We start from the raw sequence: 16,490 nt of genomic DNA on the forward strand, positions 1-16,490 counted from the left end.
GACGTCTGCCCTGTCCAGCTATCCAGATACGCATACCTTATAAGTATCGCAGAGCAAAACTGGGGAGTGATACTTGTGAAAGGGTTAATCTTGTGTGCTGGACGTGGGTCGCGACTGCACCCCTTTTCCTATTCGCAACCGAAAACCCTCCTCCCTGTGGCCAATCACCCGGTCTTACACTATTGCATTCGCAAACTGCGTGAAGTGGGCATTCAGGACATTGGCATCGTGATACATCCTTCTCAATCACAGATTCCTCCCATGGTGGGCGATGGTAGTCAATTCGGGGCTACCATTACGTTTATCAGGCAGGAGGTACGACTGGGAATTGCCCATGCTGTCCAGCTAGCGCAACCGTTTTTGCAAGACGAACCGTTTATCTTGCTACTAGGTGATAATTTATTGATGGATTCGCTTCACGGACTTACAAAAGCGTTTACGAAGGGAAAATCTGACGGTGTCGTGATGCTAAGTAAAGTGGAGAGACCACAGGATTATGGGATCGCAGAAGTACAAAAAGGACGACTAATCTCTGTAGAGGAAAAGCCACGTCAGCCAAAGAGCAACCTGGCAGTGATTGGCGCATACCTGTTTACGCCACCTATTTTTGAGTCGATTGCTACCCTGCAGCCATCTCCCCGAGGCGAACTAGAAATAACGGATGCGATTCAATCGATGATTAATCGCGGATTCAAATTGGCTCACTCCGTCACCAACGGAAAGTATTCGGATGTGGGAACCATCGATCGCTGGCTGGAGGCTAACCAGTGGATGCTTACGAGGGAGCTAGGCAATCAACATCAAATTGGCAAAGGAACCGTAGTGAAAAATGCGAAGATTACGGGTCCTGTACTAATCGGTGATAATTGTGTGATTGAAAATTGCCAAATCGGACCGTACGTCTCGATCCAAAATGGCGTAAGCTTGAGAAATTGCTCGCATATCGAAAATAGTATCCTGCTGGAAAACAGCTCGCTGCATGAAGTTGCTTGGAAAATAACAAACAGCGTTTTCGGCCGCTCATCGATGCTGACGGGTCAATCTTCTAATAGTACGGGAGTCTTCATTGTAAGCGACAAATCGTCCATTTGCATTCCGGCTGTCAAGAGGGAGGACGTATGAATCCGACCTTTACTGTAGTCATTCCGGCATACAATCGCGCCAAGTTTATTCGCAAAGCCATCAACAGCGTCTTGAATCAAACCTCAAAAGATTGGAAGCTGTTGATCATTGACGATGCGTCCACCGATCACACCAGAAGTAAAATTGAAAAATATTTGTACCATCCAAACATTATGTATCATCGATTGGAACAAAATTCTGGAATCGGCAAAGTCATGAATCAGGCTTTGTCGATGGTGGATACCCCTTATCTCGTACAACTCGACTCCGATGACTGGTTACCGAAACGAACACTGGCAGTGCTCAAAAAGTACATTCACAAAAGCAAGAAAAGCACAGCTCTGTTCTATGGCAACATGAACATCTGGAAAGTTAGGCGCGGAAAGTATACCAAAACGATTAAGGTGAACCATAAGTCATTTCATAACAAATACCAGTTTCTGAAATACAATCGCTGGATGGTTTCTCCACGTTGCTATCGCGTAGAAGCCCTGCACAAAGTGGGTGGTTGGGATACCTCGGATCGATACGAGGGAAGGATTATGGAGGACCGGCGAATCATTTTGCGATTAATTGAAAAGTATCGGGTGAGATACATCAATCAAATCCTATACAACCGGACGAAGCATAAAGGTCAGCTCACGGACAGCAAGATGAAGTTCCGCCGTAATTATTTGCGAAAAAAAACATTCAAATTTTATCTGAAAAGGTGGGGCAAGAAATACAAGGCCATCTATGGTTACAAGGACGGATATTTAGTCATTAAAAGGCTGAAGAAAGTGAGGCGTCGGAGACGATGAAGAAAGCTCTTGTCACCGGCTGTGCAGGTTTTATTGGGTCTCATTTGACACAGCGCTTGTTGAACGATGGCGTGACAGTCATCGGCATTGACGGGTTCATCGATAACTACGATGTTGCTGCGAAGCTGCGGAATCTGGCCGAAATAGGAAAACATCCTGCCTTCACCTTCCACTCTACCTCGCTTCAGACTGGGCGTTGGGACATTTGGCTCGAGAACGTCGACGCTGTTTTCCATCTCGCTGCCTTGCCGGGCGTGAGAAACAGCTGGGGAAAGTCCTTTGCCGATTATGTTAGCCATAATATTTTGGCTACACAAGAGTTGCTAGAGGCTTGCTTGCAAAGACCGAAGCCACCTGTCATCGTGGTCTCGTCTTCTTCCTCGGTTTACGGGACGATGCAAGGGACCGTAACCAATGAAAATGCGCCTCTTCGCCCAGTTTCCCCTTATGGTGTGACCAAGGAAGCGATGGAGCAAATCTGCTCGGTTTATGTAAAAGCTTATGGACTCCCGGTTAGCATGCTTCGCTACTTTACGGTATACGGCCCCAGACAGCGTCCCGATATGGCTTTTCATCGTTTCTTTCGTCAAATGATGAAAGGCGAGCAGGTCATTATCTATGGTGATGGCCAGCAATCACGAGACTTTACGTATGTGACAGACGCGGTAGAGGCGAATCTACTGGCTGCACAGCATGCTGTTCCCGGTGACATTTTTAATGTGGGGGGGGATCGGGAAATCAAGCTCATCGATGTGCTATCCATCATGGGCACGTTAATGAATCTGACCCCTCGCATTACGTTTCAAAATGGGCCGGCCGGTGACTCCTTACGAACCTGTGCGGATATCCAATTTGCCCAACAACGCTTGGGGTACAAACCAAAAGTGACGCTAGAAGAGGGCCTTCGCCATCAATTAGCAGAGATTCGTTCGCAATCGAAGGGGTAACACCCGTCATCAAGGAGGCCAGTTGCATGCATCGGGTCCTCGTTTATCGTAGAAAGTTTCTTCCCAAGAGTGAAACATTTATTTACGAGCAATTGCTTGGACATCAAGTGGTCAAACCCGTGGTGTTGACCCGACAGCGAGCCTTTAACCGAAAACAATTTCCTTATTCGCCGGTCTATGTGCGCAAGCATATGGCCGGCCTCTCCACTTGGTTACGACGAAAAAAATTTAAATGCCTGCATGCCCGTTTTGGTCCTGCTGGATTAGAATTGCTTCCTTTTGCACAAAAAAGCAAGCTCCCCCTGATCACTTCCTTTCATGGCTTTGATGCGACTAAGCGCGTAAAAGAAAATCCAGTGTACAGACGGTCTCTTATGCGTCTCTTTCGAAAGGGCCAGGCGTTTACAGTCGTCAGCAATCACATGAGAAAGCGCTTGATTCATCTGGGCTGTCCCCCATCCAAAATTACCCTTATCCGCTCAGGAATTGATTTGCGCAAATTTCCCATGCTGCCGAAACAGCCCGTGGAAAATGGGGAGTACCGATTGCTAAGCGTAGGGAGACTGACTGAAAAAAAGGGGATGGATACGTTAATCAAGGCGTTTACTCATGTGCATAAAAAACATCCAAAGGCGAAGCTAATCATCGTTGGCGATGGAGAAGAAAAAAAGAAGCTCAAACGACTGATCAAGAAAAACAGGTTAGGCACACAAGTCGTGCTCAAAGGAGCTCTACCACATCGTGAAGTCCAGCGTGAACTGGCCAAGTGCCATTTGTTCATCATCGCATGCAAGACAGCGAGAAATGGCAACCAAGAGGGGATTCCCAATGTCATCATGGAAGCGATGGCTAGCGGACGCCCTGTCATTTCCACCTATCACGCGGGGATTCCGGAGCTGGTCGAAAACAAAGTGACCGGATATCTGGTTCCGGAGAAATCACCGACTGCACTCGGGAAAATGATAAACCATGTACTAACAGATGGTCACGAGTGGGCACAGATCACGACGGAGGCTCGACTGAAAGTAGAAAAAAACCACGATATCCATAAGCAACGGATGAGGCTAGAAGAGCTCTATTTGCGTGTGTCGAAAAAATGATGAGGTGAAGGAATGAAAGTTGCCGTTATTGGGACCGGCTACGTAGGTTTGACGACTGCTGTCTCCCTTGCCATGAACGGTCATCAGGTGATCGGAATTGACCTCGTTGCGTCCAAAGTAGAAAAATTGCGCCAAGGGATCTCGCCGATTTACGAGCCGGGCTTAGAAGAGGCATTGAAAAAAGTATTAGATGATGGCGCGCTTGCTTTTTATACGGATCTGAAAGAGGCGAAGGACGCAGAGATTTTTTTCATTTGTGTGGGGACACCTGAAGCAGCAGACGGCACAGCCGATTTAACGTATTTACTCGGGGCTGTTTCTGACATGGAAAAGGTCCATTCGCTCGCACCGCAAGAACGCATCGTGGTAATCAAGAGTACCGTACCAGTCGGAACTGGCGAAAAAGTAGCGGCGATGCTGGCTGGCTGCATAGGAGTATCTGTTGCATCCAACCCGGAGTTTTTACGGGAAGGGAGTGCATTATTGGACGCATTGGAGCCTTCGCGAATCGTCATTGGCGTAGATAATCCTCAGGCAGCGGCTCGCATGGAGGAGCTGTACAATGGCGTGAAGGCACCGCGAGTAATCACCACCAGAGCAAACGCGGAGCTGATCAAATACGCTTCGAATGCATTTTTGGCAACCCGAATCTCTTTCATGAATGAGCTAGCACGGTTAAGTACCGCACTCGGGACGGATATCGTGACGATCTCGCGAGGAATGGGACTGGACAGTCGAATCGGTCCGCAATTTTTACGGGCAGGAGTAGGCTATGGCGGCTCCTGTTTTCCGAAGGATACGATTGCGTTATTGCAGCTCGCAGCAGAGCACAATGTTCACTTAAGTATTTTGGATAAAGTGCGAGAGGTGAATGCTACGCAGCCTGAATGGTTTTTGGAGCAGTTGTGCTTGCAGCTCCCTGATCTGAAAGGCAAACAAATTGCCGTTCTGGGGTTGACGTTTAAACCGGATACGGATGACATCCGAGAAGCGCCATCGCTCAAATTGATAGAAGCACTCCTGCAAAAAGGTGCTTCCGTGAAGGCGTTTGATCCGATTGGAGTACCGGGTGTCAGCAAGCAGTTTCCACAGATTACGTACACGCAATCCGCGGCAGAAGCATGTGAGGGAGCATACGCCGCCTTATTGGTCACAGAATGGGAACAGTGTGTCCAACTCGATTGGAAACAGGTTCATCAAAGCATGGCGCAGCCGCTCTTGGTAGACGGACGAAATGCCTGGCCGAATCAGGAGGTAAAGGAAGCAGGCTTTCACTATATCGGGGTAGGTAGAAGCTGACTTTTCCATTTCGGGAAAGCTCGGCTTTTTTCTGTGGAAAATGTGAAAGCGCCTGATTGATTTGAACCTGTAGGCATAATACGATAGGATACACATATGGATGATTTGACCATTTCATCTTACATAAATAACGAGGGAGTGATCACGGTGAATAAAAGCAAAACACTGCCGAAACGCAGTGACGTCCCCGCTGAATACAAATGGCGTCTTGAGGACATGTATCCCACTGATAATGATTGGGAAGCGGACGTACAAAAAGTAAAACAGCTCACAGAAAAAATCGCAGCAATGAAAGGCTCTCTGGCTACTTCCGGTAAACAGTTGCTGGCCGTGTTGACTCTGCAAGACGAATTATTGAAGACGCTTGATCAAGTGTACGTCTATGCACGTATGCGTCGAGACGAAGACAATGCGAACAGCAAGTATCAAGGGCTGACTGACAGGGCGACCAGCCTCAGCACGCAAGTATACGGTTCTATTTCGTACATACAGCCAGAGATTTTGGCGATTCCCACGGAAGACTTGCAAACGTGGATCAAAGAAGTAGAAGGTCTTGAGCACTACCGCATTCTGTTGGATGAAATTACCCGCTTCAAGCCACATACGTTATCTTCCGAGGAAGAAGCTTTGCTGGCAAATATGAGCGAGCTTTCGTCTTCTCCTTCCAAAATTTTTGGGATGCTCAACAACGCTGACATGAAATTTCCGATGATTACGGATGAAAACGGCGAAGAAGTCGAGCTGACCAAGGGACGCTATACGCAGTTCATGGAAAGCAAAGACCGACGCGTGCGCAAAGAAGCATTCGAGGCGTTGTACAGCACGTATGGCAAGTTCCGCAATACGATCGCAGCCTCGCTGACATCTGCCATCAAAGGGGATGTTTTCTACGCGCGAACGAGAAAATATCCGTCTGCCTTGTACGCAGCCTTGTTTGCCGATAATGTGGAGCTCCCTGTTTACGATAACCTGATTGCAACGATCCATGAACATCTTCCGCTCATGCACCGATACATTGCCTTGCGCAAAAAATTATTGGGCGTAGATGAATTGCACATGTACGATTTGTACGTGCCGATCGTACCTGAGACGGACATGAAAATCCCATATGATCAGGCTGTTTCAACGATCAAAGAAGCACTTCATCCACTGGGTGAGGAGTACGGTCGCATTTTGGAAGAGGGCTTTTCCAATGGTTGGATCGATGTTCATGAAAACGAAGGGAAGACAAGCGGAGCCTATTCATGGGGCGCCTATACGTCACATCCGTTTGTACTCATGAACTATCAGGACAATGTCAACAACATGTTTACACTGGCGCATGAGATGGGGCATGCTTTGCATAGCTATTATTCCAATCACGCACAGCCTTACACGTATGCCGATTACAAGATTTTCGTAGCAGAAGTGGCTTCTACGCTGAACGAAGCACTACTGATGAATCATTTGCTCGAGACGACGACTGACAAGAAACAGCGTATGTACTTGATTAATCATTACCTGGAGCAGTTCCGTGGAACGGTATTCCGCCAAACCATGTTTGCTGAGTTTGAGAAAATTGTGCACGCAAAAGAAGAGCAGGGAGAGCCGTTGACAGCCGAATCTCTCAGTACTATTTACCGTGAGCTCAATGTTTCCTATCACGGACCGGACATGGTCGTAGACAGCGAGGTAGATTTGGAATGGGCGCGAATTCCTCATTTCTATCGCGGCTTCTATGTGTATAAGTATGCGACTGGCTTCTCGGCAGCGACGTCACTTTCCAAGCAGATATTGGAGGAAGGCCAGCCAGCTGTGGATCGTTATTTGCAGTTCCTCAAGGGCGGCAGTTCAGATTATCCGCTCAATCTGCTTAAGGGCGCAGGCGTAGACATGACGTCGCCAACACCGGTTGCAGAAGCATTGAGTGTCTTCAAGGAATTGCTCGAAGAACTGGAACAACTGATCGAACAATAACATGGATCAAATCCAAAAGGCAGTTCAAGTCTATGACTTGGCTGCTTTTTTTGTAAATTTTTCTTCAAGATTGTCCAATAAAAGGTAACTTTCCCAGTTTTCTTGCGTATCTATTTATGCGCTGTTAGGTACTGTTCTCCGTCTCGGGGCGGATATGAATTTCCACCCGCTGACTGTTTTGCAGCAGAGGTAAAAACTGGCACAATTACGCCATGAGGAATGATTGTGAAAATTTGGAGGAATTCTTGTGAAAAAACGGGCATCGATTATTCTGGCTTCGGTAATGTTGGTCGCAGCAGGTTGTTCAGCCCCAGCACCAGAGGCCCCGCAGCAGACAGAGGCAAAGGCGAAGGTAGTAGAGGTCGTAAAGGTACAAAAAGCAACAAAGCCAGTGATGCTCGCAGTCACAGGGATGGTGGAAGCCAAGCGGGACGCGGTGTTGTCGTTTGGTACAGGCGGATCGATCTCAGCGATCTCCGCGACCAAAGGTGCAAAAATCGCGCAAGGTCAGTTATTGGCCACATTGGATACCCGTTACCATCAAAAAGAAATTGCTGCGGCACAGGGGCAGGTGGAGGAAGCAGCAGCGAGGAAAATCAAGACGCTAAAGGGAGCGACAGCAGAAGCAATTGAGCAGAAGCGCCTGCAGGTAAAAAGTGCGCAGGACAGTCTGGATAAAGCAAAGCAGGATCTCGCAACAAGTGAGAAGCTTTTTGCTGGGGGAGCCATTTCGCAAAACGAAATAAATGCGAGTAAACGGGCCGTTACGCAAGCAGAGATTACACTGCGTGACGCTCAGCTGTCTCTGAATGAGCTGCAAAAAGGAGCGGAACCAGAAGATGTCATGGTTGCCAACGCATCGATTAAAGCTGCTGCTGGCGGTGTAGACCGTGCGAAGAAGAGCTTGGATGATGCGAAAATTCAGGCGCCATTCGCAGGAACAGTCGTCGATGTGAACTTGCAAATTGGTGAGCAGGTGTCTCCAGGTCAGGAAATCATTCGCCTCGTCGACCTGTCCGAAGTGAAGGTAACCTTGGATGTTTCTAATGATTTGATCAGTCAGTTCCATGAAAAAACGAAGGTGCAGGCGTTATCTGACGATGGAAAGAAAAGTGAAGGAACCATTGCCTTTATTTCTCCAGTTGTGAACAAGGATACAGGTAAATATCGCGTTGAGATCACGATTCCGAATGCAGATGGTTACTGGCGTGGAGGAATGGCCGCGACGATTGAGGTGCCGCGCCAAGTGAATGGCTTCCTCGTGCCGCTGGAAAGTGTCGGCGTGAGTCAAACAGACCATTACGTGATGGCAGTAGAGAATGGACTGACTGTAAGAAAACCCGTGAAGACCGGTCAATTGGTCGGAGACTCCATCGAAATCGTATCTGGAGTGAAAGAAGGCGACCAACTCCTGCGCAGTGGAATTACATTCTACGTCGAAGGGCAAAAAGTAGAGGCGAAGGGAGAATAGTTGCATGAACAAAATGATTCTCTTTTTGCTGAAAAGACAGCTAATTGTCTACTTGTTTACATTTTTGCTCGTCATTGCAGGTTTGGGGTCCTTATTCAGCTTTAATATCGAACTCGTTCCAAAGACGAACTTCCCTGATATTTACGTAAGAATTTCCGGTGGTGCACTGCCACCAGAAGAGATGGAAGAAAAAGTAACGAAGAAAGTAGAGCAAGAACTAAAATCGATTAATGATATTAAAAAATACTCTTCTTCAACAAGTGCAGGTTCTGTCAGAATCAATGTTTCTGCAAATGAAGGAAAAGGCGAGCAGGTTAAGCAAGATGTACAAAATGCCGTTAACCGTCTCCGAAACGGTTTTCCGAAAGCCGTTGACTCTGTAGATATCTTCCAGAGCAATATGGGTAGTGATCAAATGATTGATTTTGCCGTCGTGGGAGCAGAGCCGAAGACCATGCTGAGTTTGGCAAAAACTTCAATCAAGGACCGCATTGAAGAAGTCGAGGGAGTCAAGGAAGTAATCGTAGAACAGAAAAGCTTCGAGAATAAAATTACCATATCCTTTTTGCCACAGCGATTGAATGCCTATCAAACAACGCCAGCGGCCATCATTTCACAGCTTCAGGATACAAACTGGAAGCAAGGGATTGGTACACTGGAGAACACGGGATTTGATACAGTTGTCATGATTGACAATACTTATCAGACCCCGCAGGAAATAGAGGCACTGCCAATTGATACACCGAGAGGAACCGTTTCTCTGAATCAACTGGCACAAATTGAAGATTTGCGTGGAAAGGTAAAAGACTTCGTCGCCTTGACAAACGGTTCCGTGTTTATTCAACTCAGCGTGACGAGGGCAGACGGCTATGACTTGATCACGACACAAAAGAAAGTAGAAGAAGTCGTTCGCAATATTAACACAGATGCAAACGGCAAATACAACATCAAAGTCATGTTCGAAGGAGCTTCCTTTGTTGAGCATGCCGTGAGCAACCTCAGCCGGGATGTCATGATTGGTGGGGCGCTTGCGATCATCATCTTGTTCGTCTTCCTTCGCAACTGGAGGGTCACACTCGTCATTGCTACGACGCTGCCGCTCTCTGCGTTCATGACGTTCATCGCGATGAAACTCGCAGGCTACAACATTGATATGATCAGCTTGCTGTCACTTAGCTTGTCAGTCGGCTTGATCGTCGATGCGGCCATCGTCGTATTGGAAAGTATCTATCACTACCGGGAAAAGGGCGAAGAGCTGAAGCAGGCTATTATTAAAGGAACGAGAGAAGTTTTAACACCTGTGTTCACCTCGCAGCTCACGATCATCATCGTCTTTTTGCCACTTGTCTTTGCGGATTTTGAAGATTGGCTGAAACCAGTTTTGGCTACAATCGCCTTTACGGTATCCGCTGCCATTATTGCATCGACGATCGCTGCTTACTTCTTCGTTCCCGTGTTTTCCAATCGCTTCTTGCAGAAGGATAAGCACGTTTCGCTAGAAGGAGAAGGCAAGGAACACTTTATCATTCGCGTATTCAGCGGCATTTTACATGTAGCGATCAAGCATAGGGTTAAAACGGTTTTACTCGCAGTAGCATTGCTGGTTGGTTCCGCTTTCCTCACACCTTTTATGAAAATGGGTCAAGGAATTAACCCCAATGAAAATATCGTCTTTGTTACTATGAAAATGCCAATCGGTACTACGTTGGAAACAGCTCAAAAAGCAGCCGTCACCGCAGAAACATCTATGCGGGAGATCCCGGAAATCAAGGATGTATTCTTCTTTACTTCCAAGGAAGAAGCAACATTGTTCATTTCCTTAATTCCGAAAACGGACAGAACACGTGAAAAGGACGCTTTGAACGAGGATATTAACAAGCGCCTGAATGCGACCCCAGGAATCGAATCCGTCTCCATGTCTTTCGGACAACAAGGCGGAAGCGGTCCGATCCAACTGGAAGTTTACGGGGATGACATGGAAGTCATGCAGAAGGTCGCAACCGATCTGGAAGCGATGCTTGGCACGATCAACGGGCTCACCAACATTCGCAACGATTTTAAAGAAGGAAAAGAAAAAGTTACGTTGCTGCCAAAACAAGAAGCGCTTACCAGACTGAATGTAGATCACCGTTCCCTTTTGCAACAACTGAGCGTGTTAATTGGCAGCCAACCAATTACGTCCATCACACAAGATGGAATCGAAGTAGACGTCGTTGCCAAGATGCCGGATAACTGGCTGAAGCACCCGGATCAGCTCAAAACGATTATGGTGACATCGAAAGACGGAGCAGCAGTGCCTTTGGCAGACCTGGTAGATATCGAGTACAGTAAATCTCCGATCACGATTGAGCGTAAAGAAGGCGAACGCATCGTTACGATTTCTGCCGAGATGCTGGGAAGTGAATTAGGGGCAGTAGGCCGTGAGCTAGATGAGAAATTGCCAACCGTACCTGTACCAGCAGGATATAAAGTAGAAATCGCCGGTAAGCTAAAAGAGCAAAGCACGAATATGAGCCAGGGGATCTTCGTATTCCTGGGGGTTCTGGCTCTGATTTACGTCATCATGGTTGCCCAGTTCGGGCGGATGTCCCAACCGTTTATCATCATGCTGACGATTCCAATGGCCTTGGTCGGTGTTGTACTTGGATTCGTCCTTACGCAGCGGACATTCGGTGAAATGGCGATGATCGGGATTATCATGCTTGTCGGGATCGTCGTATCCAATGCGATCCTCTTGATCGACAGGATCAACCTGCTGCGCAAACGTGGAATGGAAACCGCAGAGGCGATTATCCAAGGAACGAAGGAACGTATTCGTCCCGTTATCATGACGAAGCTGACGGCGATTCTCGGGATGCTACCGATGGGTCTTGCAATGGCGGAAGGCTCTGATTTGGAAGCGCCACTCGCAACAGCCGTTATCTCCGGCTTGATTTTCCACACGATCGTGACACTGGTGCTCGTACCAGTCCTGTACTCCCTGTTTGAGGGGGCGAAGGAAAGAAGACTGGCGCGCAAAGCGGCTCGCCAGGCGAAGCGCGAAGCAAAACAAAACAAAGATAAGAACGTACCTCCGACAGAGGTATAGTGATTTGCAAGAGAAGGGGAGTATGTGCTGCACCCCTTCTCTTTTGCTTTTCCTTCGTCTGAAAGTTCTGTAGAATAAAGAGATCAAGATACATACATGAGTGAACCATGAAAGGAGCATGCACATGGATCTATTTTTGCAAGGAAAAACGGCTCTAGTACTCGCCTCATCAAAAGGATTGGGGAAGGCAACAGCGCAGTGCCTCGCCCAAGAAGGAGCGAATGTTACGATATGCGGTAGAGATGAAGCTGCTCTGGAAATCGTTCGTGCTGAGATCGAACAGGCTACTGGAAAGTCACCTCTTGCCGTAACAGTGGATGTCACGATGGAAGAAGACATAAAGCGAGTTGTCGAAGCAACGGTCAAGCATTTTGGCAGCGTCGATATTTTAATCAACAATTCGGGTGGGCCTGCGACAGGCAGATTCGATCAGCTCACTGACGAACAGTGGATGCAAGCCTTCCAGCTAAATTTGCTCAGCTATGTACGTGCTATTCGTGCTGTTTTGCCTCATATGCGAGCGAACCAATTTGGAAGAATCATCAATTTCGCTTCCTCGTCCTTTAAACAGCCAATTGAGAATTTGCTTCTGTCCAATACGTTTCGTACTGGGGTATTGGGCCTCTCCAAAACGCTTTCTTCAGAACTAGGACCAGATGGGATTCTGATTAACACCATCGGGCCTGGCAGAATAGCGACGGATCGGGTGGCACAACTGGATGGGCTTACCGCAGAGGCGAAGGGCATCAGTACAGAGGAAGTAAGGGGAAATTGGGAGAAGCAAATCCCATTGGGCAGATACGGTCAGCCTGACGAGTTTGCTCGCATGGTGACGTTCTTGGCTTCGCCAGCAAACAGCTACGTGACAGGTCAATCCTTCCTCGTCGATGGTGGCTTGATCCGAGCGATCTAATAAAAGAGAGGGGAATTCCTTTGAGTAAAGAGAGCTCATTTGATATCGTGTCCAAAGTAGAGTTGTCCGAAGTGAACAATGCGATTCAGACCGCATTAAAAGAAATAGAAAATCGCTTTGACTTCAAAGGGAGCAAGAGCAGCATTTCCTTGGATAAGGAAGAGCTCGTCCTCGGCTCCGATGACGACTTCAAACTCAGTCAGGTAAAAGATATTTTGCTCGGCAAACTCGTCAAACGGGATGTCCCAATCAAAAACCTCGACTACGGAAAGATTGAACCAGCAGCGGGCGGTACTGTCCGTCAGCGTGTCAAGCTGGTGCAGGGGATCGACAAAGACAATGCGAAAAAGATCAACAGCATCATCAAAGATACAGGACTCAAAGTGAAAACACAGATTCAAGACGATCAAATTCGCGTGACGGGAAAAAGCAAAGATGAATTACAGCAAATCATCAACACGATTCGCAAGGCTGATCTGCCGTTGGAAGTACAATTTATTAACTACCGCTAATTACTAGAAAAGTTTTTGCTTCTAACTCTCTTCACTCTCGCATATGCATGTACAAATAAGTGACAAGCACTTGCGAAAGGGAGAGTAGAGACATGAAGGTCTTTATTATCAGTATGCGCAATCTCATTTTGGGCGGAATTGTTTTTCTTGTAGTACTGGTGGCGGGCATCGTACTTCTGGTCAAAGACCCTCTGAGCGTCTCTGACTCTTATCGACCGTCAGATCCAACTACTTCTGTTACAGCGACGGCACCCATGAACCAGCCAGCAGGGTCAGAAAAGCCGGCGCTGAATATGGAGGTTAAGATGGAGGGGACGACGGCAGAAGTATCCTTGCTTACAGAGAACTTCACGTTTGTTCAGGAGAATGGCGAATTGGCCGAGGCTCCAGTCTTTGGAGAAGGACACGCACATTTATACCTGAATGGTGAACCAAAAGGGATGATTTATCAACCAGAGTTTTTACTGAAAAAGTTGCCCAAGGGAGAGCATGAAATTCGCGTAGAGCTCAACTACAGCAACCACCTGCCATACAAGGTAGAGGCTACGAAAAAAATCGTCGTGCAGTAAAGGAGATGGCGTTCCACAACTGGGACGCTTTCTTTTTTCGTCAAAAGAAAGGGGCGTTCCTGATATGTCAAAATCGTCATCGTCGAGCGAAGAATTGTTAGCGGGCGGAAACGTAACGAACGTTTTCCGTTCTGGTAATACAGTCAGAAGGGAAGTAAAGCCAGGAAGCAAGAACATCCATGAATTATTGAAGCACTTGGAAAGAAAAGGCTATCCGTATGCGCCGAAATTTTTAGGTATGGATGAAAAGGGGAGAGAAATCCTGTCCTTTATTGATGGAGAGGCTGGTCATTATCCTTGGAAGGAATATATGCATGCAGACGAAGCGTTACAAGAAATTGCGAAAATGCTTCGGCTTTATCATGATTCTGTGAGTGATTTTCCTTTCGATGACCAGTGGCAGTCGTTGGATCACACTCCAGGCCCGCGTGAGGTCATCTGTCATAACGACTTTGCTATATACAATATCATTTTCCATCGACAATTACCGATTGGCATTATCGATTTTGATTTAGCGGCTCCGGGTCCAAGACTTTGGGATATCGCCTATACGCTCTATACCTGCGTGCCTTTGAGTAGATTTTCTTTAACTGAATCCGGAGAAAAAATCCAATACCAACCACTGCTGCATGCCAAACAGCGAAAACAGCGAGTGGCCTTGTTTTTTGAATCGTACGGGATGGAAATGAAGGAAGGCACGCTAGAAATGGTCTTGCTTCGTTTAGAAGGACTATGCAAAACCATTGCCAGAAAAGCTAGTGAAGGCGATGCTGCTTTTCAAAAGATGGTCGAAGAAGGTCATATTCTTCACTATCAAGAAGACATCGCATTTATCAAGGAACACAAGAACGAATGGATATAGGACGATAACGGAAAAAGAAGGGATTGTGGCGTAAAAGAAGAATCCTACAGAATAGTCTGAATGTTTTGGGGGTGCTTGTATGATTCATATGACCACAATCGGCAACATGTTAGACGACACAGCCAGTAAGCATCAGGAAAAGGAAGCGCTGGTTTATCACGAACGAGGGCTTCGTTATACGTTTGGGGAATTTCAAGCGATATGCAATCAGGCAGCGCGGGGATTTATGTCGCTTGGCATTCAAAAAGGGGAAAATATCGCGATTTGGGCAACGAATGTGCCAGAATGGGTAATTTCGCAATATGCCACAGCGAAAATGGGCGGTGTACTGGTAACGGTCAATACGAGCTACCGGGTACATGAACTAGAATATTTGCTGCGTCAATCAGAGTCGACGACGCTTCTTTTAATGGATTCCTATCGCGATGCGAATTATCTCGCGATGATTCAAGAGATTTGCCCGGAGTTACAGACATGTGCACCTGGAGCGCTACAATCGGAAAGGCTTCCGCATTTAAAAAATGTGATCTATCTAGGGAATGAGCGACAACCCGGAATGTTTTTGTGGAGCGATTTGCTCGAACGTGCTGCATGGGTCACGGAAGAAGAGCGGATCGCGCGTCAGGAGACGCTCTCACCTGATGATGTCATCAATATGCAGTACACATCCGGGACGACTGGTTTTCCAAAGGGAGTCATGCTGTCGCATGTCAATATCGTCAACAATGCCATCAAGGTAGCGGAATGTCAGCGGCTCGGGTTAGAGGATAAGGTGTGTATTCCGGTTCCGTTTTTCCATTGCTTTGGTTGTGTGATGGGGACGTTGGCATGTGTAGCAACCGGTGCGACGATGGTTCCTGTCATCGCCTTTGATCCCGGCTTGGTACTTGCGGTTGTGGAAGCCGAACGCTGCACGGTGTTGTACGGTGTACCCACGATGTTTATTTCTGAATTGAACCATCCAACGTTTGCCGAGCGTGACCTGAGCTCGCTGCGAACAGGCATCATGGCTGGTTCTTTATGCCCGATTGAGGTCATGAAGAAGGTTGTCGATCAAATGGGAATCCGTGACATTACGATTGCGTACGGACAAACAGAAGCTTCTCCCGTCATTACACAGACCGTACCAGAGGATTCCCTCGAGCGAAAAGTATCCACTGTCGGTCGTCTCCATGCAGAGGTTGAAGCAAAAATCATCGATCCGGCGACAGGTGACATTTTGCCGCCAGGTGTACAAGGAGAGCTGTGCACCCGAGGATATTTGGTCATGAAAGGCTATTACAACATGCCAGAGGAGACAGTGAAGGCGATTGATCATGAAGGCTGGCTACATACCGGAGACTTGGCAACCGTCGATGAGGAAGGCTACTATCGGATTACTGGTAGGCTTAAAGACATGATCATTCGCGGAGGGGAAAATATTTATCCACGTGAAGTGGAAGAATTCCTCTATACGCATCCAAAAGTGTTGGACGTCCAGATTGTTGGTGTACCTGATGCTAAATACGGCGAGCAGGTATTGGCGTGCATTCGGGTTAAGCCTCACGAAACGTTGTCAGAGGATGAGATGCGGAACTATTGCGAAGGGAAGATAGCTCATTACAAAATCCCTCGCTACATACAGTTTGTAGATGAATATCCGATGACCGCTTCCGGCAAAATTCAAAAGTTCAAGCTGCGGGAGCAAGCGCTGGAGCTGTTTGGGCAAAGCAACCCCAATCAGACGGGAACTGCATAGGAAGAAGTTATTGGGCCAGGGAGATGTTCCTGGCTTTTTTTAGATAGTTCTTTACTTTCTAGAAACTCTTGACTAAGATAAGTGGAAATTAAAAATGGGAGAGGTGCAGCTTA

The 16,490-nt window shown here is 47.4% G+C and carries 13 protein-coding genes; all 13 read left to right on the plus strand.

The features are described from left to right. Window positions 1-75 precede the first annotated feature (75 nt). The 13 genes from ACFVS2_RS02405 to ACFVS2_RS02465 all read left to right on the plus strand — a co-directional run bounded on the left by ACFVS2_RS02405 (window position 76) and on the right by ACFVS2_RS02465 (window position 16,377). Window positions 76-1,122, plus strand: a complete 1,047-nt coding sequence (locus ACFVS2_RS02405; RefSeq protein WP_390230460.1) for a glucose-1-phosphate thymidylyltransferase — start codon at window positions 76-78, stop codon at window positions 1,120-1,122. Continuing rightward, complete coding sequence (locus tag ACFVS2_RS02410) at window positions 1,119-1,922, plus strand: glycosyltransferase family 2 protein (RefSeq protein ID WP_390230463.1); 804 nt, start codon at window positions 1,119-1,121, stop codon at window positions 1,920-1,922. Before ACFVS2_RS02405 ends, ACFVS2_RS02410 begins: the two co-directional genes overlap by 4 nt. Further along, entirely contained in the window at window positions 1,919-2,869 is a 951-nt protein-coding gene (locus ACFVS2_RS02415; protein WP_390230466.1) for an NAD-dependent epimerase/dehydratase family protein, read from the plus strand. Before ACFVS2_RS02410 ends, ACFVS2_RS02415 begins: the two co-directional genes overlap by 4 nt. 26 nt (window positions 2,870-2,895) lie before the next feature. Then, a complete protein-coding gene (locus ACFVS2_RS02420) occupies window positions 2,896-3,969 on the plus strand; it encodes a glycosyltransferase (protein ID WP_390230469.1) in 1,074 nt (357 codons plus the stop codon). A gap of 12 nt (window positions 3,970-3,981) precedes the next feature. Further along, complete coding sequence (locus ACFVS2_RS02425; RefSeq protein ID WP_390230472.1) at window positions 3,982-5,268, plus strand: UDP-glucose dehydrogenase family protein; 1,287 nt, start codon at window positions 3,982-3,984, stop codon at window positions 5,266-5,268. A 96-nt stretch (window positions 5,269-5,364) separates the two neighbouring features. Then, window positions 5,365-7,224 carry an oligoendopeptidase F gene (gene pepF, locus ACFVS2_RS02430; RefSeq protein WP_390230475.1) on the plus strand — a complete coding sequence of 620 codons (1,860 nt, stop codon included), beginning with the start codon at window positions 5,365-5,367 and terminating at the stop codon, window positions 7,222-7,224. A gap of 247 nt (window positions 7,225-7,471) precedes the next feature. After that, entirely contained in the window at window positions 7,472-8,695 is a 1,224-nt protein-coding gene (locus ACFVS2_RS02435; RefSeq protein WP_173617885.1) for an efflux RND transporter periplasmic adaptor subunit, read from the plus strand. Between the two features lie 4 nt (window positions 8,696-8,699). Further along, window positions 8,700-11,783 (plus strand): efflux RND transporter permease subunit, encoded by a 3,084-nt coding sequence (locus ACFVS2_RS02440; protein ID WP_390230478.1) that lies wholly within the window; start codon window positions 8,700-8,702, stop codon window positions 11,781-11,783. 124 nt (window positions 11,784-11,907) lie between these two features. Further along, the gene (locus tag ACFVS2_RS02445) at window positions 11,908-12,696 is read left to right on the plus strand and encodes an SDR family oxidoreductase (protein WP_173617883.1); all 789 of its coding nucleotides are present in this window, start codon (window positions 11,908-11,910) and stop codon (window positions 12,694-12,696) included. 20 nt (window positions 12,697-12,716) lie between these two features. Further along, window positions 12,717-13,208: a YajQ family cyclic di-GMP-binding protein gene (locus tag ACFVS2_RS02450; protein ID WP_390230481.1), complete on the plus strand. Its 492-nt coding sequence runs from the start codon at window positions 12,717-12,719 to the stop codon at window positions 13,206-13,208. 92 nt (window positions 13,209-13,300) lie between these two features. Further along, a complete protein-coding gene (locus ACFVS2_RS02455; RefSeq protein ID WP_390230484.1) occupies window positions 13,301-13,777 on the plus strand; it encodes a hypothetical protein in 477 nt (158 codons plus the stop codon). A gap of 64 nt (window positions 13,778-13,841) precedes the next feature. Continuing rightward, window positions 13,842-14,639, plus strand: a complete 798-nt coding sequence (locus tag ACFVS2_RS02460; RefSeq protein WP_390230487.1) for a phosphotransferase — start codon at window positions 13,842-13,844, stop codon at window positions 14,637-14,639. Between the two features lie 79 nt (window positions 14,640-14,718). Continuing rightward, entirely contained in the window at window positions 14,719-16,377 is a 1,659-nt protein-coding gene (locus tag ACFVS2_RS02465; protein WP_390230490.1) for an AMP-binding protein, read from the plus strand. Window positions 16,378-16,490: the final 113 nt, after the last annotated feature.

Source organism: Brevibacillus sp. NPDC058079, assembly GCF_042885155.1.
In the GTDB taxonomy this organism is placed as follows: Bacteria; Bacillota; Bacilli; order Brevibacillales; family Brevibacillaceae; genus Brevibacillus.